Annotated in this window: 24 protein-coding genes; 4 read left to right on the plus strand and 20 right to left on the minus strand. The window is 65.4% G+C overall.

All coding sequences use genetic code 11. From position 1 onward, the window contains the following. Positions 1 to 575: 4Fe-4S dicluster domain-containing protein (locus GSQ95_RS04930; protein ID WP_178123833.1), on the plus strand; the 575-nt coding region annotated here is incomplete at its 5' end. Positions 576 to 606: 31 nt separating this feature from the next. Here the strand turns inward: GSQ95_RS04930 and GSQ95_RS04935 are convergent. The 4 genes from GSQ95_RS04935 to GSQ95_RS04950 form a co-directional block, all read right to left on the minus strand. After that, positions 607 to 1,167 carry a DUF1285 domain-containing protein gene (locus GSQ95_RS04935; RefSeq protein ID WP_158892640.1) on the minus strand — a complete coding sequence of 187 codons (561 nt, stop codon included), beginning with the start codon at positions 1,165 to 1,167 and terminating at the stop codon, positions 607 to 609. Between the two features lie 11 nt (positions 1,168 to 1,178). Then, positions 1,179 to 1,793, minus strand: a complete 615-nt coding sequence (locus tag GSQ95_RS04940; RefSeq protein WP_158892638.1) for a DUF4823 domain-containing protein — start codon at positions 1,791 to 1,793, stop codon at positions 1,179 to 1,181. A gap of 87 nt (positions 1,794 to 1,880) precedes the next feature. Continuing rightward, positions 1,881 to 2,849 carry a GTP 3',8-cyclase MoaA gene (locus tag GSQ95_RS04945; RefSeq protein ID WP_158892636.1) on the minus strand — a complete coding sequence of 323 codons (969 nt, stop codon included), beginning with the start codon at positions 2,847 to 2,849 and terminating at the stop codon, positions 1,881 to 1,883. A 65-nt stretch (positions 2,850 to 2,914) separates the two neighbouring features. Next, positions 2,915 to 3,556 carry a TetR/AcrR family transcriptional regulator gene (locus GSQ95_RS04950; protein ID WP_007160588.1) on the minus strand — a complete coding sequence of 214 codons (642 nt, stop codon included), beginning with the start codon at positions 3,554 to 3,556 and terminating at the stop codon, positions 2,915 to 2,917. A 171-nt stretch (positions 3,557 to 3,727) separates the two neighbouring features. Here GSQ95_RS04950 and GSQ95_RS04955 point away from each other — a divergent pair, with 171 nt between their 5' ends. Then, positions 3,728 to 4,858, plus strand: a complete 1,131-nt coding sequence (locus tag GSQ95_RS04955; protein ID WP_158892633.1) for an aminotransferase class V-fold PLP-dependent enzyme — start codon at positions 3,728 to 3,730, stop codon at positions 4,856 to 4,858. Between the two features lie 216 nt (positions 4,859 to 5,074). On the opposite strand, the gene GSQ95_RS04960 is transcribed toward GSQ95_RS04955, so the two are convergent. From GSQ95_RS04960 to GSQ95_RS05020, 13 genes are all read right to left on the minus strand, one after another. Beyond that, on the minus strand, positions 5,075 to 5,857 hold the full coding sequence (locus GSQ95_RS04960) for a TatD family hydrolase (RefSeq protein ID WP_158892631.1): 783 nt from the start codon (positions 5,855 to 5,857) through the stop codon (positions 5,075 to 5,077). Positions 5,858 to 5,912: 55 nt separating this feature from the next. Further along, positions 5,913 to 6,269, minus strand: coding sequence for a PilZ domain-containing protein (locus GSQ95_RS04965; protein ID WP_158892629.1), 357 nt, complete (start codon positions 6,267 to 6,269; stop codon positions 5,913 to 5,915). A gap of 39 nt (positions 6,270 to 6,308) precedes the next feature. Continuing rightward, complete coding sequence (locus tag GSQ95_RS04970) at positions 6,309 to 7,292, minus strand: DNA polymerase III subunit delta' (protein ID WP_158892627.1); 984 nt, start codon at positions 7,290 to 7,292, stop codon at positions 6,309 to 6,311. Next, the gene (gene tmk / locus GSQ95_RS04975) at positions 7,285 to 7,923 is read right to left on the minus strand and encodes a dTMP kinase (RefSeq protein WP_158892625.1); all 639 of its coding nucleotides are present in this window, start codon (positions 7,921 to 7,923) and stop codon (positions 7,285 to 7,287) included. Before tmk ends, GSQ95_RS04970 begins: the two co-directional genes overlap by 8 nt. Next, a complete protein-coding gene (mltG, locus tag GSQ95_RS04980) occupies positions 7,920 to 8,978 on the minus strand; it encodes an endolytic transglycosylase MltG (protein WP_158892623.1) in 1,059 nt (352 codons plus the stop codon). Before mltG ends, tmk begins: the two co-directional genes overlap by 4 nt. 3 nt (positions 8,979 to 8,981) lie before the next feature. Continuing rightward, the gene (gene pabC, locus GSQ95_RS04985) at positions 8,982 to 9,794 is read right to left on the minus strand and encodes an aminodeoxychorismate lyase (RefSeq protein ID WP_178118415.1); all 813 of its coding nucleotides are present in this window, start codon (positions 9,792 to 9,794) and stop codon (positions 8,982 to 8,984) included. Beyond that, the gene (gene fabF, locus GSQ95_RS04990; protein WP_158892619.1) at positions 9,794 to 11,038 is read right to left on the minus strand and encodes a beta-ketoacyl-ACP synthase II; all 1,245 of its coding nucleotides are present in this window, start codon (positions 11,036 to 11,038) and stop codon (positions 9,794 to 9,796) included. The genes pabC and fabF overlap by 1 nt, the downstream gene beginning before the upstream one ends. 137 nt (positions 11,039 to 11,175) lie before the next feature. Then, entirely contained in the window at positions 11,176 to 11,412 is a 237-nt protein-coding gene (gene acpP / locus GSQ95_RS04995; protein WP_007160597.1) for an acyl carrier protein, read from the minus strand. 168 nt (positions 11,413 to 11,580) lie between these two features. Beyond that, the gene (gene fabG, locus GSQ95_RS05000) at positions 11,581 to 12,324 is read right to left on the minus strand and encodes a 3-oxoacyl-ACP reductase FabG (protein WP_158892617.1); all 744 of its coding nucleotides are present in this window, start codon (positions 12,322 to 12,324) and stop codon (positions 11,581 to 11,583) included. Positions 12,325 to 12,339: 15 nt separating this feature from the next. Further along, the gene (gene fabD / locus GSQ95_RS05005) at positions 12,340 to 13,275 is read right to left on the minus strand and encodes an ACP S-malonyltransferase (RefSeq protein WP_158892615.1); all 936 of its coding nucleotides are present in this window, start codon (positions 13,273 to 13,275) and stop codon (positions 12,340 to 12,342) included. Between the two features lie 82 nt (positions 13,276 to 13,357). Continuing rightward, on the minus strand, positions 13,358 to 14,347 hold the full coding sequence (gene plsX, locus GSQ95_RS05010; RefSeq protein ID WP_372240056.1) for a phosphate acyltransferase PlsX: 990 nt from the start codon (positions 14,345 to 14,347) through the stop codon (positions 13,358 to 13,360). Positions 14,348 to 14,353: 6 nt separating this feature from the next. Further along, on the minus strand, positions 14,354 to 14,536 hold the full coding sequence (gene rpmF, locus GSQ95_RS05015) for a 50S ribosomal protein L32 (RefSeq protein WP_007160601.1): 183 nt from the start codon (positions 14,534 to 14,536) through the stop codon (positions 14,354 to 14,356). Between the two features lie 10 nt (positions 14,537 to 14,546). Beyond that, a complete protein-coding gene (locus GSQ95_RS05020) occupies positions 14,547 to 15,074 on the minus strand; it encodes a YceD family protein (protein ID WP_158892611.1) in 528 nt (175 codons plus the stop codon). 99 nt (positions 15,075 to 15,173) lie between these two features. Here GSQ95_RS05020 and GSQ95_RS05025 point away from each other — a divergent pair, with 99 nt between their 5' ends. After that, entirely contained in the window at positions 15,174 to 15,752 is a 579-nt protein-coding gene (locus GSQ95_RS05025; RefSeq protein WP_158892609.1) for a nucleoside triphosphate pyrophosphatase, read from the plus strand. A 21-nt stretch (positions 15,753 to 15,773) separates the two neighbouring features. Here GSQ95_RS05025 and sppA read toward each other — a convergent pair whose 3' ends face one another. From sppA to rluC, 3 genes are read right to left on the minus strand one after another with little or no spacing between them, the layout of a single operon-like run. Next, positions 15,774 to 16,766: a signal peptide peptidase SppA gene (sppA, locus tag GSQ95_RS05030; RefSeq protein ID WP_158892607.1), complete on the minus strand. Its 993-nt coding sequence runs from the start codon at positions 16,764 to 16,766 to the stop codon at positions 15,774 to 15,776. After that, positions 16,759 to 17,445 carry an HAD-IA family hydrolase gene (locus GSQ95_RS05035; protein ID WP_158892605.1) on the minus strand — a complete coding sequence of 229 codons (687 nt, stop codon included), beginning with the start codon at positions 17,443 to 17,445 and terminating at the stop codon, positions 16,759 to 16,761. The genes sppA and GSQ95_RS05035 overlap by 8 nt, the downstream gene beginning before the upstream one ends. Then, positions 17,438 to 18,391, minus strand: coding sequence for a 23S rRNA pseudouridine(955/2504/2580) synthase RluC (gene rluC / locus GSQ95_RS05040; protein WP_133862675.1), 954 nt, complete (start codon positions 18,389 to 18,391; stop codon positions 17,438 to 17,440). The genes GSQ95_RS05035 and rluC overlap by 8 nt, the downstream gene beginning before the upstream one ends. Positions 18,392 to 19,095: 704 nt before the next feature. On the opposite strand from rluC, the gene rne reads away from it, so the two are divergent. Next, the gene (gene rne, locus GSQ95_RS05045; RefSeq protein WP_256664480.1) at positions 19,096 to 22,374 is read left to right on the plus strand and encodes a ribonuclease E; all 3,279 of its coding nucleotides are present in this window, start codon (positions 19,096 to 19,098) and stop codon (positions 22,372 to 22,374) included. Positions 22,375 to 22,421 lie beyond the last annotated feature (47 nt).

Below are 22,421 nucleotides of genomic sequence, written 5' to 3' on the forward strand. Positions count from 1 at the left end.
CGGCCGGTCGCGAAGGCGACGAACTCCAGGGTTACGTCGATGGCTTCAAGGGCAGCTGGGTGCAGGAAGAGCTGCACGCCAGCCGCAACTTCGGTCCGGCCATGCACAAGTTCGGTCCGCTACTGGGCCCGGCCTTCGCCTTCGTCGAGCACAACCTGCTGGGTGGCGCCCTGCCCTTTACCCTGCACGATCGGCGCATGGACCACACCTGCCTGAAGAAGGCCGACGAGGCACCGCGCATCAGCTATCCCAAGCCTGATGGCAAGCTGAGCTTCGACAAGCTGTCCTCGGTGTTCCTCTCCAACACCAACCACGAGGAAGACCAGCCGGTTCACCTGAAGCTCAGGGATCCCTCGATTCCCATCGCGCAGAACCTGCCGCTGTACGACGAACCCGCCCAGCGCTACTGCCCGGCCGGGGTCTACGAGGTGGTCCGCGATGGTGACGAGCCGCGCTTCCAGATCAATGCCCAGAATTGCGTCCACTGCAAGACCTGCGACATCAAGGACCCGGCGCAGAACATCACCTGGGTAGCGCCGGAAGGCAGCGGGGGTCCCAACTACCCCAACATGTAAGCGTAAAAAAGGGCCCTGCGGGGCCCTTTCGCTATTCAGCGGGGGCGACGGGAAAGAAGCTGCCGCGACTCCAGACGCCAAGCCAGGAACGGCCCTCGTGGGTGCCCTCCTCGACCCTCTCCATCAGCCGATAGAACACCGCCCGATTGAGCCGCGCCTCCAGACCGCCGCGCACTCGGACATAAGGTGCAGGCTGGTCATCCTGTTCTTCGAATCGCAGCGGGTGCTCGGCGCTCGCGGCGACTCGATCCCCGACGTTAGTGACGAAATCCAGGGCCTGCTCCCTACCGCTGCCGCTCCATTCGACATCCACGGCCAGAAAGGGCACATCCTCGACCTGGATGCCCACGCATTCCACCGGCGTCACCAGTACATAGCGCTCGGGATCGCGCCTCAAGATGGTGGAGAACAGCCGGACCATGGCCGGGCGGGTGATGGGCGTGCCCTGGTGATACCAGCTGCCGTCCCGGGCGATGCGCATGTCGATGTCGCCGCAGAACGGCGGGTGCCAGAGCTCCACGGGTGGCAGCTTGCCGTCCTCGGCGGCTGGCAGCTGCGCCAGCAGATTCCGCGTCACGTCAACCTGGGTCACGCCCTTCTCCTCTACCGGGGGCCCAAACCGAGCAGGCGTTGGGCATATTCATTGAGCGCCGGCCCGAGCAAGTCTTCCGGGCGCTCGTCATAGAACGTCAGGAAGCCGCCACGACTGCGGATCCGCGCCGTGTCCACCAGGCGGAAGGTAGCGGTCTCCACCAGCATCATCTGCACGACGCTGCGATCGCGCCCGACCCGGCCGATGTCGTCCTGATCCTCCCATTCCTCCCAGGTGCCGATGCGATCGTCCGCGCCGGCGAAGCGGGTATAGAGCACATAGTGGGCCCCGAGCTGCCGGGCCTTGGCCATGGCCTCGTCGAAACCCTCAGGTTTGTCTGCCCGCCTTACCCGCGGGAAGTATTCCACAAAGCCTTTGAAGGCCTCTTCCGCCACCACGTTCGGGCGGGCATAGGGATGGCCCACGGGCACGAAGGCCCCCTGGGCTATGTAGATGTAGGAGTCGGCCTGCAGCCGAAAGTTGTTCAGCCGCTGGGTCTTGCTGTAGTCGAGCAGCCCCGCGTCGCGCAGGTGGTACTCGACACCGGACGCCATGTCGCTGACGTTCATGCAGCCGCCCAGGCAGGCCAGCAGCACGGAAATGAATAGAAAACGCAGTTTGACCATGAAGAGCAGACCCCTGTCCGGCGCCAAGTTGTCGTCGATACAGGGGCCTTAGCAGCTTTCGCGCCACTTCGAGGCGCAGCCGGTAGATCAGCCGCCGATGATCTTCATGACGGTCACACCCCCTGAGAAGGCCACCTCCTGCTTGTCGCCCAGCGCCTTGACCAGCAGCCGCTGCAGCGCTGGCAATGCCAGGTGACGCGGCTTGTCCAGCAGATCGCCGACATAATGGCGGTTGCTCGACGACAGACAGCCATGCAGCCAGCCGGTGGACGACAGGCGCAGTCGCGAGCAGGTCCGGCAGAAGGGCACGCTTTCGTTGGCGATGACGCCGAAGTGGCCGCCCGACTCGACGCGATAGCGCAGCGCCGTGGAATCCACCGGGGCATCGGCCTGCACATAGGCATGGCGCGACCCTATGATCTCCAGCAATTCGGCCAGGGGTACCAGCTGGTTGTTGAAGGTCGCGGGATTCTTGGCCAGGTGCCCCATGCGCATCAGCTCGATGAATCTCAGCTCGAAGCCCCGCTCCAGGCAGTAGTCCAGCAGCGGCAGCACCTGGTCGAGATTCTGGCCGCGCAGGGGCACCATGTTCAGCTTGATCTTGAGACCGGCGGCCCGCGCCGCGTCCAGTCCGGCCAGCACCGTGGCCAGATCGCCGCCCCGCGCCAGACGCGGAAAGGCTTCGGCATCGAGGGTGTCGAGGGAGACGTTGAGGCGACGGATACCGTGGTCGATGAGGAAATCCAGCTTGCGCAGCAGCAACTGACCGTTGGTGGTCAGGCTGATGTCCTTGAGGCCGAGCTGGGAGACACGGGCGAGAAAGGGTTCCAGCCGCGGCGTGACCAGGGGTTCGCCCCCGGTGATGCGCAGCCGTTCGATACCGGCGGCATCGATGAGGTATTCCACGCCCCGGGCCATGGTTTCGGCACTGAGTTCGTCCTGCGCCGCCACGAGCCGCTTGCCATCGGGCACGCAGTACGTACAGGCATAGTTGCAGGCCGCCGTGAGGCTGATCCGCAAGTTGCGAAACGCCCTACCCTGGCGGTCAACGATCATCTTGGGGGTACTCCAGTGGGACAAGAGAAAAGGGATGGCGCGGCATCCCTTGCCTCTATCGGACCCTAGGATCGGACAGGCGTTTCGACGTCTCGCTTGCGGCGGTTGCCCATGCGCACGCCGATCTCCATGAGGAACTGGAAGAAACCTTCCTGATCCTCCAGCACGTCGCGCCAGAAGGGCGAATGGTAAAGGGCCACGGCCCCGTGCACCAGCGCCCAGGCGGCGCAGTAATGGAAATAGGGCGGTACGTCCTCGAGCTTGCCTTCGTCGATCCGGCCTTCGATCAGACTGGTCAGCCGCTGGAAGTTGGAGGTGCGGATGCTGTGCAGCTGCTCGACCAGCTCGGGCACCTGACGCGTCTTGACCACCTTCTCCTCGAGTCGATCGAACAGGCGATAGCGCTGCGGATCGCTCATGCGGAATTCGAAATAGGCGCGGGAGAGCGCTTCGCGGTCGCGGGCGACGTTGTCCGACTGGAACAGCTCGGCCAGGTCCCGCTCGTAATCCAGCATCAGCCGCAGATAGATCTCGGCCTTGGAATTGAAGTGCTTGTAGATGGTGCCTTTGCCGATACCGACCGCCTCGGCGATCATCTCGACGGTGACGCTGTCTTCTCCTTCGGAGAGAAACAGCTGCAGGGCGGTATCGAGGATTTCCTGTTCGCGGCGACGGAACTCGCGGACTTTGCGGGATTCTTTCTGCATGGCAGCCCACTTGTTGTTTTGAAAAGGGATAGGGCCTTCGAATCGCCAGTCACCCCTCGGCATACCGGCACTTCGTCACACCTTGGGCGAGCTGCACCGAAAGCATCGGTGAACCGCGCGGGCGCGCCCCTTATTATGCCCCATCACACCCAGATTGTACGGATCGAGTCAATGTCTTCCTGGAAGCACGAATTCCCTCAGGCCTACGCCATGAGATACCTCAACCACGCGGCCGTGGCCCCGTGGCCCAAGCGCGCCGCGCAGGCCGTCACCGAATTCGCCGCCGAAAACTGCCAATACGGTGCGCGCAACTATCCGACCTGGCTGGTCATGGAGCAGCGCCTGCGCGATCGCCTGACCCGCCTGCTCAATGCGCCGTCCAGCAGCGACATCGCCCTGGTGAAGAACACCTCGGAAGCGCTCTCCTTCGTCGCCTTCGGCCTGGATTGGCAGAGTGGCGACCAGGTGGTGATCAGCGACGAGGAGTTCCCCTCCAACCGGGTGGTCTGGGAAGCCCTGGCCCGCTTCGGCGTCGAGGTGGTGGAAGTCAGCCTGGGTGACACCCCCGAGGCCAATCTGCTGGCCGCCTGCGGCCCGCGCACCCGACTCATGGCCATCAGCGCCGTGCAGTACGCCAGCGGCCTGCGCCTGGACCTGCCCCAGCTGGGCCAGGGCTGCGACGCCAAGGGCGTGCTGCTGTGCGTCGATGCCATCCAGCAACTGGGCGCCCTGCCCTTCGATGCCCAGGCCTGCAACTGCGCCTTCGCCATGGCCGACGGCCACAAGTGGATGCTCGGCCCGGAAGGCCTGGGGGTCTTCTATTGCCGCGCCGATCTGCGCGAGCAACTGAAGCTGCACGAGTATGGCTGGCACATGCTGGACAACGCCGGTGACTACAGCCAGCGCGAATGGCAACCGGCCAGGACGGCGATGCGCTTCGAGTGCGGCAGCCCCAACATGCTCGGTGCGGTGGCCCTGGAGGCGAGTCTGTCGCTACTGGAGGATGCCGGCATGGAACAGGTGGGCAAGGACCTGCTGGCGCGGATCGAGCTGCTCGACAGCCATATCCGCCGCCTGCCCGGTGCCGTCCTGCATTCGCCGGCCAACGTCGAGCGGCGCTCGGGCATCCTCACCTTCTCGCTCGAAGGCTGGGACAACCGCCAACTGTTCGAACGTCTCAAGACCGCCGACGTGGTCTGCGCCCAGCGGGGTCCGGGCATCCGCCTGTCGCCACACTTCTATACCAGCGAGCACGTACTGGAACAGACGCTGGATCTGGTCGGGGCGCTGGCGCGCTTCTGACGGCCTGAAAGGCCCGGGATAGCCAGTGTCGGGGCAGCGCTATTCCAAAACTGTTTAAAAAACGTCCAATCCCGACTGGACCTTTCTCCGAGCTGACCAATACTCAAGTGACTGGCCGCGTCGACCCCCGCGGCGCGGGCCAGGGAGGCGGCTCTCCATCCAGGCGAACCGCTGGTCCGGCCCGGGTATCCTTGGATACCCGGGCCATTTTTTTGCCTAGAGGGTGGCGCGGGGGAACAGCTGCCGGAAGTTGGCTGTGGTCTGCTCGGCCAGGGTCTCCAGACTGACGCCTCGCACGTCGGCCAGGCACTGGGCGACCTCGACCACGAATTGCGGCAGATTGGCCTTGCCGCGGTGGGGCACCGGTGCCAGATAGGGCGAATCGGTTTCCACCAGCAGGCGATCGGCCGGCACCTGGCGTGCGACGTCGCGCAGGTCGGCGGCATTGCGAAAGGTCAGGATGCCGGAAAAGGAGATGTAGAAGCCCAGATCAAGGGCAGCTTTGGCCGTCGCCCAATCCTCGGTGAAGCAGTGCAGCACCCCGGCGCCTGGCAGGTCGGCGGTGCCCAGCATGGCCAGGGTGTCGGCCCGCGCCTCGCGGGTATGGATCACCAGGGGCAGCGCCGTGCGGCGGGCCGCCTCCAGGTGCAGGGCGAAGGACCGCTGCTGGATCTCGGCGGTGTCCGGCTGATAGTGATAGTCCAGCCCGGTCTCGCCGATGGCGGCGACGCGGGGATGGGCCAGCCGCGCGAGCAGCCAGTCGAGATCGATGGCACTGCCCTGGGCTGCATCCAGCGGATGGATACCCACGGCGCAGTGGACGTCGGCATAGCGTTCGGCCAGGGCCTGCACCGTGGGGGCATTGCCGGCATCGACGCCGATGCAGAGGAACTGGCTGACGCCCCGGGCGCGCGCGGCATCCAGCGCTGCGTCCAGGGAGCCGTCGTGAAGGGAAAGATCGAGTCGATCCAGGTGACAGTGGGAGTCGACGAAGTGCACGAGAAATAGCCTTGAATCAGCAGCGACACCCCGCCCCAGCGGGACGGCGCGGGCATCACATGGTATGGGTGGGACGGTCCGACTTCAGCGAGCCGGCCAGATAGGTTTCGATCTTGTTGCGCGCGGTATTGTCGCCTTCGTTGAACTGCACGCCGACCCCGGCGGCTCTATTGCCCTGGGCGCCCTTGGGGGTGATCCAGACCACCTTGCCGGCGACCGGGATCTTGTCCGGCTCGTCCATCAGGTTGAGCAGCATGAAGACCTCGTCGCCGAGCTTGTAGGTCTTGCCCGTCGGAATGAACAGGCCACCATTGCGGATGAAGGGCATGTAGGCGGCATAGAGCACCGACTTGTCCTTGATGGTAAGGGACAGAATGCCATTACGGGGGCCCAGGTTCTGCGTCAAACTCATGAGATTCTCTCAAGACAGGCAAGACGAACGCGCGGATCGCTAGCGTCCGGGCACCAGGCCGGCCCAGCGGATCAACAGCGATTCCAGCAACAATACGCGGTTGAGGTTGGCTTTGCCCAGCACCTTCTGCCGCTCGGCATGCAGCCATTCCTGCAGGGTCAGCACCGCCTGCGGCGCGCTCTTCTCGGCCAGATAACCCAGCACCTTGGCCATGTCCGGTGCGGCTTCGGCATCGGCGCCACCCCACTGCTGGCGCAGGACGCCATGGGTCCACTCGCAGAACCAGTCGAGCAACAGCGGCAGCGGCACGGCGTTCCAGCTCTCGGCCAGCTGACTGGGCCCCGCCTGGCGCTTGAGCAGGCGCTTCACCCCCTCCACCACCAGGGCCCGGCGGGCGAGCACGTCCTCGCCATGCAGGCGCAGGGCCGCCAGCGGCGAGCCGCCGGCCAGCACCAGCAACTGGATGCGGATCTCTTCCTCGAGCTCCGGCAGGCGCTCGCCCAGCCAGGCGAGACTCTCGGCGCGCGAGGGCACCGGACAGGCCTGCTGCACGCAGCGGCTGCGCACAGTGGGCAGCAGGCGACTCGGCTGATGGCTCACCAGCAGCAGCACGGTAGCGCCCGAGGGCTCTTCCAGACTCTTGAGCAGGGCGTTGGCGGCATTGAGGTTCATCGCCTCGACCGGCTCCAGCAGGATCAGCTTGCGCCCGCCCAGCTGGGCGGTCTGGGTAACGAAGTCCACCAGCCCGCGGATCTGATCGACGCGGATGGGCTTCTCGGCCTCTTCCGGCTGGATCACGCAGTAATCGGGATGGGTCCCGGCCCTGAGCAGCGAACAGGCCTTGCACTGGCCGCAGGCGGCATCGCCCTGGGGCGCCTGGCACAGCAGCAGGGCAGCCAGGCGTTCGGCCAGGTCACGCTTGCCGATGCCGCGCGGGCCATGCAGCAGATAGGCATGGGGATGCTGCCGCCGGGGCGAGATCCGCGCCCAGAGGTCCTGCTGCCAGGGATAGACGTCAGCCACCAAACGTTGACTCCAGGGTGGCGACCAGGGCGCGCAGATCCGTCTGCACCTCGGCGAGACTGCGCGAGGCATCGATCAGACGATAGCGCGCCGGCACGGCCCGGGCGCGATCCAGATAGGTCTGGCGCACCGCCTCGAAGAAGGCGCGCTGCTCCTGCTCGAATCTGTCCAGGGCACCACGGCGGGCGGCACGGGCCAGGCCGATGTCCACCGGCAGGTCGAACACCAGGGTCAGATCGGGTTGCAGATCGCCCAGCACGAAGGCTTCCAGGGTTGCGATGCGCTCGACGGGTACGCCGCGGCCGCCGCCCTGGTAGGCATAGGTCGCATCGACGAAGCGATCGCAGAGCACCAGGGCCCCGCGCGCCAGGGCGGGCCGGATGACCTGGGCCAGGTGCTGGGCGCGGGCGGCAAACATCAGCAGCAACTCGGTATCCACGGCCATGGGCTCGGCCGCCGGCGCCAGCAGGATCTCGCGGATACGCTCGGCCAGCGGCGTGCCACCCGGCTCGCGGGTCAGCACCACCTCACGCCCGCTGGCGCCAAGAAGTTCGGCGAGATAGTCGCGGTTGGTGCTCTTGCCCGCGCCCTCGGGGCCTTCGAGGGTTATGAAAAGGCCGTTTGCCGTCATGGGGTTTCCTTGGTTTCGGGCGTCTGCGGAGCGGGACTGGAGCGATAGTCGGAGCGCCGCTTGAGCTGGAAGTCGCGGACCGCCTGGTTGTGCGCTTCCAGGTCCTTGGAGAAGACATGGCTGCCATCACCACGGGCGACGAAATACAGGCTGTCGCCGTCCTTGGGATGCAGCGCCGCATGGATGGCCTCGCGACCGGGCATGGCAATCGGCGTGGGGGGGAGCCCCGCGTTGAGATAGGTGTTGTAGGGCGAGGGCTCGCGCAGATCGGCGCGGGTGATCCGGCCGTTGTAGCGCTCGCCCATGCCGTAGATCACCGTGGGATCGGTCTGCAGCAGCATGCCGGCCGCCAGGCGCCGGACAAAGACCCCGGCGATCTCGTCGCGTTCTTCGGGGACGCCCGTTTCCTTTTCCACCAGCGAGGCCATGATCAGCGCCTGGTAGGCGTCCTTGTAGGGCACCGCGGGATCCCGCGCCTGCCATTCCTGATCGAGCACGGCCTGCAGGCGCTGGTTGGCCTGGCGCAACAGCTCGGATTCGCGCTGGCCCTTCACATAGCGATAGGTATCGGGAAAGAAACGTCCCTCGGGGTGCTGGCCGTCCAGCCCCAGGCGTTTCATCAGGGCCGCATCGTCCAGCTCGGCGGTGTCGTGCTCGAGCTTGGGCTGGCGCGCCAGGGCAGCGCGGACCTGGTGGATATTCCAGCCTTCCACCAGGGTAAGGCCGTATTGCACCACCTCGCCCTTGCGCCAGAGGCTGAACAATTGCTCCACCGTCATGCCCGGGGTCAGGCGGTATTCGCCACTGTGCAGCGTCTGCCCGGCCAGATTGAAGCGCCAATACAGGCGCAGCCAGAAGGCGCCATCGAGTACGCCCTGCTCTTCCAGGCGCAGCAGACTGCCGCCCGGGGTCCCGCCCTTGGGGATCTCGATCAGTTGCTCGCCATCGACTTTCAACGGCTGAATCAGTGCCTGGTGCTGGCGCCAACCGGCCAGGACCAGCAGCAGGCCACCGGCGGCCAAGACCGCCGTAAGCAGAGCTCTCGCCTTGCGCATCGGCTATTCCAGAATCTCGTTTATCGAACCTTGCAGTTTACGGGTCACCGGCCCCACGGACCAGTTCGCGGCTGCGTACCGGCGCACGGGCCAGATACCGTATTGGCTGTTGCAGAGGAAAACTTCGTCGGCACCGAGCAGCTCGTCCAGCGCCAGTGGCCGGACCTCGCTCCGGATGCCTGCCTGGGCAGCGAGGTCGAGCAACAGACCGCGCAGCACGCCGGCCACGCCACAATGATCGAGCGCGGGGGTCTGCAGCCGCCCCGCGCAGACCAGGAACAGATTGCTGAACACCCCTTCGATCGGCCGGCCGTCCTGATCCAGCATCAGGCCTTCGGCATAGTCGGTAATGGTCCATTCCCCACGCGCCAGGACCTGTTCGAGTCGATTCAGGTGCTTGAGCCCGGCCAGCAACGGCTGGGTAGCCAGACGCGTCGTGCAGGGATAGAGGGCGATGCCCTCGGTCGCGTGAGCCGGTGGATAGGCCGCCGTGGGCGAGCCCAGCAGCAGGCGCCGGACCTCTGGTTCGGCCGGCGGGGCGTAACCGCGCAGGCCTTCGCCGCGGGTGAGCAGCAGCTTGGCCACGCCCTCCCCCAGCAGCGCCGCATAGGCGCGGATCTCGGCGTCCAGCTGGGCGATGTCGCAGGGAATACGCAGCCGCTGGCAACCGGTGGCCAGCCGCTGCAGATGACGCTCGAGCAGACGCGGCTGGCCCCGGCGTACCGCGATGGTCTCGAACAGCCCATCGCCATAGGCCAGACCCCGATCGCGTTGCAGACCAGGCTCCAGCGGTTGGCCGTTGAGCCAGTCCTGGATCAAGCGTCGAAGCGCCGGAACACCAGACTGCCGTTGGTGCCACCAAAGCCGAACGAATTGGACAGCGCCACTTCGATGGGCCGCTGCCGTGCCTCGTGGGGCACGAAGTCCAGATCGCAGCCGTCGCTGGGATTGTCCAGATTGATGGTGGGCGGCGCCACCTGGTCGCGCAGGGCGAGCACCGTGAAGATGGCTTCCACCGCACCGGCGGCGCCCAGCAAATGACCGGTCATGGACTTGGTAGAGCTCACGCTCAGGCGCTTGGCCTGCTCGCCGAACACCTGCTTCAAGGCCGCCACTTCGGCCAGGTCGCCGGCCGGCGTGGAGGTGCCATGGGCGTTGACGTAGTCGACCGCTTCCGGCGCGATACCGGCATCCTTGAGCGTCGCTCTCATGCAGCGAGCAGCACCCGCGCCATCTTCCGGCGGGGCGGTCATGTGGAAGGCGTCCGCGCTCATGCCGAAGCCGATCAGCTCGGCATAGATGCGGGCGCCCCGCGCCTTGGCGTGCTCGTAGTCTTCCAGCACCAGGGCGCCGGCACCGTCGGACAGCACGAAGCCATCGCGATCACGATCCCAGGGACGGCTGGCGCGGGTCGGATCGTCATTGCGGGTCGACAGGGCACGCGCCGCGCCGAAGCCACCCAGACCCAGCCCCGAGGTCGCCATCTCCGAACCGCCGGCGACCATGACGTCGGCTTCGCCATAGGCGATGTTGCGCGCCGCCATGCCGATGCAGTGCGTCGCCGTGGTACAGGCAGTGGCGATGGCGTAATTGGGGCCCTGCAGACCCAAGTGGATCGACAGGAAGCCGGACACCATGTTGATGATGGAGCCCGGTACGAAAAAGGGGGAAATACGGCGGGGACCCTGGGCGAGCAGCGACTGGCAATTCGCCTCGATATTGGTCAGTCCGCCGATGCCGGAACCCATGGCGACACCCATGCGCTCGCGATTGCCATCGTTGACCTCGAGACCGCTGTCACGCATGGCCTGGAAGCTGGCGGCGAGACCGTATTGGATGAACAGATCCAGCTTGCGGGCTTCCTTCGCGGACAGATACTGCTCCACGTCGAATCCCCTGACCGATCCGCCGATCCGCGTGCTGAAGGCAGAGACGTCCATATGCTCGATCGGCGCGATACCGCTGCGACCGGCCAGGATGCCTTCCCAGCTGCTCGCCACATCGGCGCCAAGCGGCGATACCATGCCCATACCCGTGATCACGACACGTCTACGCGACACACCCAACTCCTCTTGTCCTTCCGGGGCGGCCACCCCTCTTAAAAACAGCCGATTGCATCGATCTTGACCTTGGACCTAAAGAAAAGCCGCACGCCCTACAGGACGTGCGGCTTCTTTTGTCCGAAACTGGCGGCTACTTATTGCTGGTGAGCAACGATGTAGTCGATAGCTTCCTGGACGGTGGTGATCTTCTCAGCCTGCTCGTCCGGGATTTCGGTCTCGAATTCCTCTTCCAGAGCCATCACCAGTTCGACGGTGTCAAGGGAGTCGGCGCCCAGATCCTCGACGAAGGAAGCGCTGTTGGTAACTTCCTCTTCCTTCACGCCGAGCTGCTCAGCGACGATCTTCTTAACGCGTTCTTCGATGGTGCTCATACCGTGTTCTCACTCCTAAAGGAAAAATCCGCACAACGGATTGCGCGTAAGTGTATAGAAAGGGATTTCCGTATTTCAAGCTGACGCGACATCAAGACGTATGCGCGGCCATTGCTGGTCCGACAGTTTACCAGCTTAGCGCAATAGCCGCGCGGGGGGTAACGTCGGTCAGCTCATGTACATTCCGCCATTCACGGGGATCGTGGCGCCGGTCACATAGGCCGCGCCCTCGCCCGCCAGGAAGCCGACCACCTTGGCGATCTCGTCGGCCTGACCGAGGCGGCCGGCCGGGATCTGGGTCAGCAGCGCGGTGCGCTGGGCTTCGGGCAGCTCACGGGTCATATCGGTGTCGATGAACCCCGGGGCCACGGCATTGACGGTGATGTTGCGCGAACCCACCTCGCGGGCCAGCGCCCGGGTAAAGCCCTCGAGACCGGCCTTGGCGGCGGCATAGTTGGCCTGACCGGCATTACCCATGGCGCCGACCACCGAGCCGATGCTGATGATACGACCCCAGCGCCCCTTGGTCATGCCCTTGAGCACGGCCTTGGAGAGCCGGAACAGGCTGTTGAGGTTAGTATCGATCACGTCGAACCACTCATCGTCCTTCATCCGCAGCATCAGGTTGTCGCGGGTGATACCAGCGTTGTTGACCAGGATCGACGGCGCGCCGAATTGCGTCTGGACCTGCTCGAGGGCAGTCGCGACGGAGGCGCTGTCGGACACGTTGAGCACCAGACCGGTACCTTCGATGCCATTGGCCTTGAGCGACTCGGCGATGCGCTGGGCGCCCGCCTCGCTGGTCGCGGTGCCGATTACGGTGGCGCCGAGCCGACCCAGTTCCTGGGCGATGGCTTGACCGATACCACGCGTGGCGCCCGTGACCAGGGCGACCTTACCTTGCAGACTCATCTCGTTTTCCTCGATTCAAAAAGCCGCGCGCGCGGCGGCGAAGGCGTCGGGGGTGTCCAGGGCCAGTGTTTCCACGCCCTTGACGCATCTCTTGTTCAGACCGGCCAGGACCTTGCCGGGGCCGCACTCCACCAGGTGGGTGACACCCTGGGCAGCCAGGTACTGCACGGACTCGACCCAGCGCACCGGACTGTACAGCTGGGCCAGCAGATCCTGCTGGAGGCTGGCCAGATCGGTGTTGACGCCGGCATTGACGTTTTGTACTACCGGAATCTCGGGCTGGCTCCAGGTGCAGCCACGCACGTCCTTGGCGAAGCGCTCGGCCGCCGGACGCATCAGCTCGCAGTGGGAGGGCACGCTGACCGGCAGGGCCACGGCGCGCTTGGCACCCAGGGCCTTGCAGGCCTCGATGGCGCGCTCTACCGCAGCGGCGGCACCGGCGATCACCACCTGCCCCGGAGCGTTGAAGTTGACCGCACTCACCACTTCACCCCGGGCGGCTTCGGCACAGGCGGCCAGCACCTGGGCGTCTTCCAGACCCAGGATGGCGGCCATGCCACCCTGCCCGGCGGGGACGGCTTCCTGCATCAGCTCACCGCGGCGCGCCACCAAGCGTACCGCCTCGGCGAACGGCAGACTGCCTGCGGCGACCAGCGCCGAATATTCGCCCAGGCTGTGACCGGCGACATAGGCCGGCCTGGCGCCGCCTTCGGCCAGCCACAGACGCCACAGCGCGATGGAGGCGGTCAGGATGGCGGGCTGGGTACGGTGGGTCTGATTGAGCGACCCCTGCGGGCCCTGCTGGGTCAGCGCCCAGAGGTCATAGCCGAGGACAGCGGACGCTTCGGCGAAGGTTTCGCCGATCAGCGCGTGGTGCGTGGCCAGCTCACCCAGCATGCCCAGGGCCTGGGAACCCTGACCGGGAAAGACGAAAGCGAGAGAGGCGGACATAGGCAGGTCTCTTGTAGGTCCATTGCCGGCGAAACCGTGGTTCCGCCACTGACAGACTGAGATGTCGGTGTCGACCGGTCGGTCACACCGCTTTCAGAACCGCCAAGTTTAACCGGATCCGTCCGGGGAGATCAGTCTCCACATCGCGCAGGGCCCGCTCGATGGCCTGAACGAGACCGACTTCGCCTGCCGCGCCATGGCTTTTCACCACCACCGCATTCAGGCCGAGAAAGCTCGCGCCATTGCGCAACTCCGGATCCCAGTGACGGAAACGTCGGGCCAGCCAGGGCTGCAGCAACTGACGCTCAAGCCAGGAGGCCGTGCCGCTGCGCTCAACCAACAGGCGTAGCAGCGCCTCTCCGGACTTGAGCACGGCATTGCCGGTGAAGCCATCGCAGACCACCACATCCGCCACCGCGGCATAGAGATCACTGCCCTCGACGAAGCCGATGAAGTTGAAGGCCTGACTCTGGGCGAGGCGCCGTGCGGCGTCCTGGATCACCGGCGTGCCCTTGCCCGGTTCACGACCGACATTGAGCAGCGCGACCCTTGGCCGCGCCAGGCCCCGGGCCTGGGCCGCACCTGCCCCCAGATAGGCGAATTGCACTAGCTGTTCGGCGGTGGTGTCGAGATTGGCGCCAAGATCCAGCAGCAGCGTCTGATGCCTGCCCTGCCCGGGCAGTGCCGACATCATCGCCGGGCGATCGATGCCCGGCAGCGTCCCGAGCAGCAGGCGCGCCAGCGCCATCCAGGCCCCGGTATTGCCGGCGCTCAGGCAGCCCTGGGCGCGGCCTTGCTGCACCGCTTCGAGCGCGGCGTGCATGGACGTACGGGTGCGACTGCGCACCACACTGGCGGGTCGCTCATCGGGCCCGACGAGGCCATCGACGTATTCGAACTGCAGGCGAGCGGCAAGAGAGGCAGGCGGTGACCAGGCCGACAGGGCGTCGCGCTGACCACAGAGAAGGAGGTGTAAGGCGGGGAAACGCTCGAGAGCGTCGAATGAAGCAGGAACAATGCAGCGGGGACCGAAGTCCCCGCCCATTGCATCGATCGCGATGACGATTTCGATCGAGGATTACTCGTCGGAACCTTTGTCGATCACTTTGCGACCGCGGTAGAAACCGTCGGGCGACACGTGGTGGCGCAGGTGAACTTCACCAGTGCTCTTTTCCACGGACAGAGCGTTCGCTTCGAGGGCGTCGTGCGAACGACGCATATCGCGAGCGGAACGGGATTTTTTGTTCTGCTGAACAGCCATGATTTAACTCCTAAACGTTTGGGTCACGCTTCAACTGCGCAAGTACACTGAACGGGTTGGGTCGCTTTTCCTCGTCCGCCGGCTCTTCGGGCGCCTCGAAACCTTCCGGATGCTGGCAAGCACCTTCTGGATGCACGGGAATGATCGGCAGCGCGAGCAGCAGCTCTTCTTCGATCAGACTATGCAGATCCAGGGGCTCTTCACCAACCTCCAGGGCATCGTAACCCTGTGGCAAGGCATCGGCCGACTTCCCTTCCCAGAGCACGGCGAAATCGAATTCGCTGCTAATGGGAAGCACTGCCGGCTCCAGACAACGCTGGCAAATCATCTCGACCCTGGTATCCAGGACACCATGGATAACGAATTGCTTTTGTTGATCACGCCCGAAGTCGAGGACGACGGCAACCGCGCCTTCGGACTTCACGAGCTGCTCGCCGACACGCCGCATGTTCGCGAGAGGCAGCTCATCCTTGAGGGTTACGCCGCGATCCGCCAATTTGCGAGGATCGACCTGAGGTGGAATTGGCCCATTCAACATAAGCGCGCCATTATAGGGACGGCCTTACGGCTGTCAAAGGAAATTAACCCCGAAGCGACTCCGACCGACCTTTGGTCGACCTCGCCCGAGAACAAACTGATGCCTCTCATTCTACTCGCTTCCAGCTCGCCTTACCGCCGCCAATTGCTGGAAAGGCTGCAGCTGCCCTTCGTCCACCAGTCGCCGGACATCGACGAGACGCCGCTACCCGGCGAAAGCCCGCGGGCACTGGTGGAGCGCCTGGCCCGCGCCAAGGCCGCCGCCCTGGCCGATCAGCGGGAGCCGACACTTATCATCGGCTCGGATCAGGCGACCGCCATCGACGGCGAGATTCTTGGCAAGCCCCTGACGCATGACCGCGCCCACCAGCAGCTGGCCCGGGCCAGCGGTCGCACCCTGGTGTTCCATACCGGCCTGGCCGTACTGGACAGCCGCAGTGGCGAGTGCCGCAGCGAGGTGGTGGATTTCCAGGTGCGCTTTCGCCCGCTGGATGCTGCGACCATCGACCGCTATCTGCGGGCGGAGCAACCCTATGACTGCGCTGGCAGCTTCAAGGCCGAAGGCCTAGGCATCGCCCTGTTCGAAGCCATGCAGGGAGAGGATCCGACCAGCCTGATCGGCCTCCCGCTGATCCGCCTGGCCGCATTGCTGCGCCAGGCAGGACTGCAGGTGCCCTAGGCCACCTGCAGCGGGCACCAGCTAACGCAGCACCGGACCCTGCCAGCCCATATAGAGGGCCAGACGCTCGGCGACGCTGGCACCTAGCCGCTTGGCGAAGCGATCAAAGGGCGAGTCCTCCTGGGTAAAGTCCACCAGGCGCTCCTCCTTGACCACATCCCGTGCCACATAGCTGGTGCTGCCGAGGCCATCGATCAGCCCCAGGGAAAGCGCCTGCTCGCCGGACCAGACCAGTCCCGAGAACAACTCGGGATGACCCTCGACCTTGAGTCGATCGCCGCGGCCTTTCTTGACGCTGTCGATGAACTGCTGATGGGTGGTATCCAGCACCTGCTGCCAGAAGCGGGTTTCCTCGGGCTTCTGCGGCTGGAAGGGATCCAGGAAGGCCTTGTGTTCGCCGGAGGTATAGACGCGGCGTTCCACGCCCAGCTTTTCCATGGTGCCGACGAACCCGAAGGAAGCCGCGGTCACGCCGATGGAGCCGACCAGACTGGCCTTGTCGGCATAGATGGCATCGGCGGCACTGGCCACATAGTAGGCGCCCGAGGCACCCAGGTCGGTGATTACCGCGTACAGCTTGATGTCCGGATGCAGGCCGCGCAGGCGCTTGATCTCGTCATAGATGTAGCCGGATTGCACCGGACTGCCGCCGGGGCTGTTTATACGCAGCACCACACCGCGGGTGTTGCTGTCGTCAAAGGCCTTGCGCAGCGCCGTCACGACATTGTCGGCACTGGCCTTCTCGTCGTCGGCGATCACGCCCTTGAGTTCGATGAGCGCGGTATGGGCGCCGGACTCGGTCACCCCGCCCTTCTTGCCCAGCGACAGCAGGGGCGTGAACAGCACCAGCATGACAATCAGATAGGCGAAGGTCAGCAGCTTGAAAAAGATGCCCCAGCGCCGCGCTCGCCTTTGCTCGCGCACGCTGGCGAGCATGGTCTTCTCGATCAGGGCCCAGGTCTTGTCGTCCGCCGGACGCGTACGTCCGCTGTCTTCCTTCCACTCGTCAGCCATGCCCGCTATCACTCCTGCACACAACATTGTCACCCAGCCATAGCGCCAGGTCCGCGAAAGCTTCGATCACCAGGCGCGGCCCGAAATCCCTGAGGACCTCGGCCGGCTGGGCGCCATAGGCGACCCCGATCGCCGCGACCCCGGCACGTCGCGCCATTTCCAGGTCGAAGACGGCATCCCCAATCAGCAGGGCACGCTCCGGCGCCACGCCGCAGTGGGCGAGAATTTCCTGCACCATCTGCGGATCGGGCTTGCCGGCGGCCTCGTCGGCGCAGCGGGTGATGTCGAAGAAATCGCTCAGGCCATGCTGCTGCAGCGAACGGGCCAGGCCGCGACGGCTCTTGCCCGTCGCCACGGCCAGCTGATAACCCTGGGCGCGAAAACGCTGCAGCCCGCTCAGCACATCGGGAAACAGCGGCGAGGCCGCCTGCTCGCGACGGACGAATTCGGCGCTGTAGGCATCGCGAAAGCCCTCGATCTGCGCCGGGGTCACCAGCTGCGGATAGAGGGTCTGGATCGCCGCGACCAGCTCCAGGCCGATGATGCCCTTGATGGCCACGTCGCTGCGCGGCGGCAACCCCAACTGCTCGGCCGCCACGTGCATGACCTCGACGATCCGGCCGATGGAATCCGCCAGGGTGCCGTCCCAGTCGAAGATCAGCAGCTGGTAGTCAGGCATCCAGACGCTCCAGCGTCTGACTCCAGGTGCTGTCGACCGGCGCTTCCAGGCGCAGCTCACCGCCTTCGGGCAAGGGGATCACCAGACTCGCGGAGTGCAGGAACAGTCGCTTGCCACCGAGCTCGCGGATCTCCTGGGAAAAGGCTTCGTCGCCGTACTTGGGATCGCCGGCGATGGCGTGCCCCGCATGGCGCGCGTGGACGCGGATCTGATGGGTCCGCCCCGTCACCGGCCGCGCCTCGACCAGGGTGGCGAATTCGCCATAGCGCCGCAGCACCCGGAATTCCGTGAGTGCCTCCTTGCCCTCGTCGTTGACCTCGACCATGCGCTCGCCGGACCTGAGGGTGTTCTTCAGCAGTGGCGCGCTGATCTTCTTCTTGGCCGCCGGCCAATGGCCGCGCACCAGGGCGTGATAACGCTTGTCCACGCCGTCGCCGCGCAAGGCTTCGTGCAGGAAGCGCAGCATGCTGCGCTTCTTGGCGATCATCAGCAGGCCCGAGGTATCCCGATCGAGACGATGGACCAGCTCGATGTCGCGGGCGTCGGGACGCAGCTGGCGAAAGACCTCGATGACCCCGCCGGACAGGCCACTGCCACCGTGCACGGCGATGCCGGCCGGCTTGTTGATGACGATGAGGGTCTTGTCCTCGTGGACGATGGAATCCTCCAGGCGCTCAAGCAGGCCCTTGGCCAGGGGCGCCGGCTCGTCGGGCTCGGACAGGCGCAGTGGCGGTACGCGGATCTGGTCGCCGGCCTGCAGGCGATAGTCGGGCTTGATGCGCCCCTTGTTCACCCGTACTTCGCCCTTGCGCAGGATGCGATAGATGAGGGTCTTGGGCGCACCCTTGAGCTGGGTACGCAGGAAGTTGTCGATACGCTGGCCGGCATAGTCGGCGGGCACATCGAGCAGTTGAACGCCGGTGCTGGGAGAAGGAGGCTTAGTCATCGGCAGATGATAGCAATTTTCCCTTATTTGAAGCACTTAAAGCTTGCTGCTATAGTCCGGAGGCGGTTATCAGTCCTGTCTGGATGGCACCGCTCGCGAGGCCGTAGATTCCGCCCGCGAATAATAGGCTGCAAATGCAATAGTCACTGGACGTCTGGCCGTCCAGCAGACCGCCGACTCTGCCCAAGGGGGTGAGTGGCGAGCTGCGATCCGCCTGGTAACCAAGGCAGCGGCACCCAGGGTGTCAGCTGTAAAACGACAACCGCTCCGGACCTTGCGGGCGGCACCAGATTCCTGAAGATTGTGTGCAGGATGGAGATGCACAACCAGCGTATCGCGTAGCCTGACAGTACGCCTGCAGCCCGCTTCGCGCCCAGCTTCGGCCAAGGTGACGATCGCAGGTGGAAGCCTCAAGGCCAACGGCCGATGCTCCAACCGCGACACCTGACACGAATCCCGCGACGACCCGGCTGCCTGAGCCTTTCGGCTGTCACGCCCGCACCATGCCTGGTTGATTCCTCCTCTTGTGGAGCTGCAACGGCAGTCGCTCAAGCGCCTGCAGGAGACGTAGTCGCGGCACGCCCCCGGGCCTGCTGCTGGACACGAAGGCCGGCTTGGACCGGCTTCGATACGACCCCGTGCACCCTTCTCCTGAATCCTGTTGCTACCACGCGGGCCGAGAGCCTGGAACGTAGTGGTATTACATGAAAAGAATGCTCATCAACGCGACCCAGCCCGAGGAATTGCGGGTTGCCCTGGTCGACGGTCAACGTCTGTTCGATCTGGACATCGAGTCCGGAGCCCGCGAACAGAAAAAGGCCAACATCTACAAAGGCCGCATCACCCGCATCGAGCCCAGCCTGGAAGCCGCCTTCGTCGACTTCGGCGCTGACCGCCACGGCTTCCTCCCGCTGAAGGAAATCTCCCGGGAATACTTCAAGAAGAACCCGGAAGGCCGCGTCAACATCAAGGAAGTGCTCTCCGAAGGCCAGGAAGTAGTCGTCCAGGTCGAAAAGGAAGAGCGCGGCAACAAGGGCGCCGCCCTGACCACCTTCATCAGCCTCGCCGGTCGCTACCTGGTGCTGATGCCCAACAATCCCCGCGCGGGCGGCATCTCGCGTCGCATCGAGGGTGAAGAGCGCAACGAACTGCGCGAAGCCCTGAACGGCCTGAACGCCCCGGGTGACATGGGTCTGATCGTGCGCACCGCCGGTCTCGGCCGCAGCACCGAAGAACTGCAGTGGGACCTCGACTACCTGCTGCAACTCTGGTCCGCCATTAACGAAGCCTCGGGCGAGCGCAAGGGCCCCTTCCTGATCTATCAGGAAAGCAACGTCATCATTCGCGCCATCCGCGACTACCTGCGCCAGGACATCGGCGAGGTGCTGGTCGACAGCGTCGAGGCCCAGGAAGAAGCCCTGAGCTTCATCCGCCAGGTGATGCCGCAGTACGCCAGCAAGATCAAGCTGTATCAGGACAGCGTCCCGCTGTTCAATCGCTTCCAGATCGAAAGCCAGATCGAGACCGCCTTCCAGCGTGAAGTGAAGCTGCCCTCGGGCGGCTCCATCGTCATCGACCCCACCGAAGCCCTGGTGTCCATCGACATCAACTCGGCGCGCGCCACCAAGGGTGGCGACATCGAAGAAACCGCCCTGCAGACCAACCTGGAAGCGGCTGAGGAAATCGCCCGCCAGCTGCGCCTGCGCGACATCGGCGGCCTGATCGTCATCGACTTCATCGACATGACCCCGGTCAAGAACCAGCGCGCCGTGGAAGATCGCGTCCGCGAAGCCCTGGAAGCCGACCGCGCCCGCGTGCAGATCGGTCGCATCTCCCGCTTCGGCCTGCTGGAAATGTCCCGTCAGCGCCTGCGCCCTTCCCTGCGCGAAACCAGCGGCATCGTCTGCCCCCGTTGCAACGGCCAGGGCATCATCCGCGACGTGGAATCCCTGTCGCTGGCCATCCTGCGCCTGATCGAGGAAGAAGCCCTCAAGGATCGCACCGCCGAGGTTCGTGCCCACGTACCCATCCAGGTCGCGTCCTTCCTGCTCAACGAGAAGCGCAACAGCATCACCAAGATCGAGCTGCGCACCCGCGTGCGCATCATCATCCTGCCGGACGATCACATCGAGACCCCGCACTTCGAAGTGCAGCGTCTGCGTGACGACAATCCCGAGCTGCTGAACAGCCAGTCCAGCTACGAGATGGCCAACACCGAAGCCGAAGAGGTGCAGCCGGTCAGCTCCACCCGCACCCTGGTGCGCCAGGAAGCGGCGGTGAAGGTTGCGCCCGAGCGCGCACCGGCCCCCACCCCGGTCACCGCCGAGGTCGTGGCGCCCGTCGCCCCCGCAGCCAAGGCCACTGCCGAGCCCAATCTGTTCAAGGGCCTGGTCAAGTCCCTGGTCAGCCTGTTCGCCGGCAAGACCGAAGAGCAGCCCATGGCCGACAAGGCCGTTGCCGCACCGGTCGCCGCCAAGAGTAGCGACGAGCAGCGCAGCCAGGACGAGCGCCGCAACGGCCGTCAGCAGAATCGCCGCCGCGAAGGTCGTCGTGACGACGAGCGCAAGCCGCGCGAAGAGCGTCAGCCCCGCGCCGATCGTGGCGAGCGCAGCGAGCGCCCGGCCCGCGAAGAGCGCAAGCCGCGGGAAGAGCGTCAGCCCCGCGAAGAGCGTCAGGCCCGTGAAGACCGCCCGGCTCGCGAGGAGCGCCAGCCCCGCGAAGAGCGCGCCTCTCGCGAAGAGCGTCAACCGCGTGAAGAACGCCAGCCGCGCGAAGACCGCCCGGCTCGCGAAGAGCGTCAGCCCCGCGAGGAGCGCGCCTCTCGCGAAGAGCGTCAGCCGCGTGAAGAGCGTCAACCCCGCGAAGAGCGCCAGCCGCGCGAAGAGCGCGTGAGTGCCGAAGAGCGTCCGGCTCGCGAAGAGCGCCAGCCGCGTGAGGAGCGTCAGCCTCGCGAGGAACGCAAGCCACGTGAAGAGCGTCAGCCTCGCGAGGAGCGCAAGGCTCGCGAAGAGCGTCAGGAAGCGGCCAGTGCCGAAGAGCTGAACGAAGAAGAAGTGCTGGAAGGCAATGACGAGCTGGAAGAAGGTGAAGAGCGTCCGCGTCGCCGTTCCCGCGGTCAGCGTCGCCGCAGCAACCGTCGTGAGCGTCAGCGCGATGCCAATGGCAACTTCATCGAAGACGAAGAGCCGGGTACCGATGCCGCTTTAGCGCCTGCCGCCATGGCTCTGGGTACCGCTGTCGTGGTGAGCGAGAGCGTGACTGCCGTCGCCACCCAGGAAGAGGCGCGTGACGTTCACCAGCAGGAGCCGGTGGTTGCTGCCGACACCCCTGCCGCTGAAGCCACCCGGGAAACCGCCGTGGAGCAGCCTGCCGCCGAAGCGCCGGCCCAGCCGGAGATCCTCACGCCCGACGTGAGCCAGCTGCAGGACGAGCGTGCGCCGCACCAGGAAGTGGAAATTGCCGCACCTGCCGCCGAGCAGATCGCCCCGGTCGCGACCCCTGCCGCCATTCCTGCCGCACCGGTCGAAGCCGAAACTGCAGAGTCGGCCGCAGGCCGCGCCTCCAACGACCCGCGCGAGCGTCGTCGCCGTGAGCGCATGGCTCGTGAAGCTGAAGCCGCTCGCGCCAGCCAGCCCGAGCAGCAGGCCGAGGCACCCGCCCTGGGCGCCATCGCCGAAACCGAGGAAACCTTCGCTACCGCAGCGGTAGGCACCGTGGAGCCGCAGCAGGCGCCCGAGGTCCAGCCCGTCCAGGCGACCGAAGAGCTGCCCGCAGCCGAGGCCGAGTCGGCGCCGATCGTGATGGAAGAGCCCGTCGAGGTCGTACCCAGCCCTGCCCAGGAAGAAGCGGCCAGTGCCGCCCTGACCGGTCAGGACAGTGTCACTGACGAAGCACCCAAGGCCGGTGCCGTGAAAGAGGACGAAGCCACTCAGGCCGAACTTGATCGCAAGCTCAAAGACTCCCGGGAAAATCATCCCGGCTGATCTCAGCCACCCATGAAAAGGGGCGCCTAGGCGCCCCTTTTTTTATG

The organism is Pseudomonas sp. BAV 4579 (assembly GCF_009765395.1).
Taxonomy (GTDB): Bacteria; Pseudomonadota; Gammaproteobacteria; order Pseudomonadales; family Pseudomonadaceae; genus Chryseomonas; species Chryseomonas aestiva.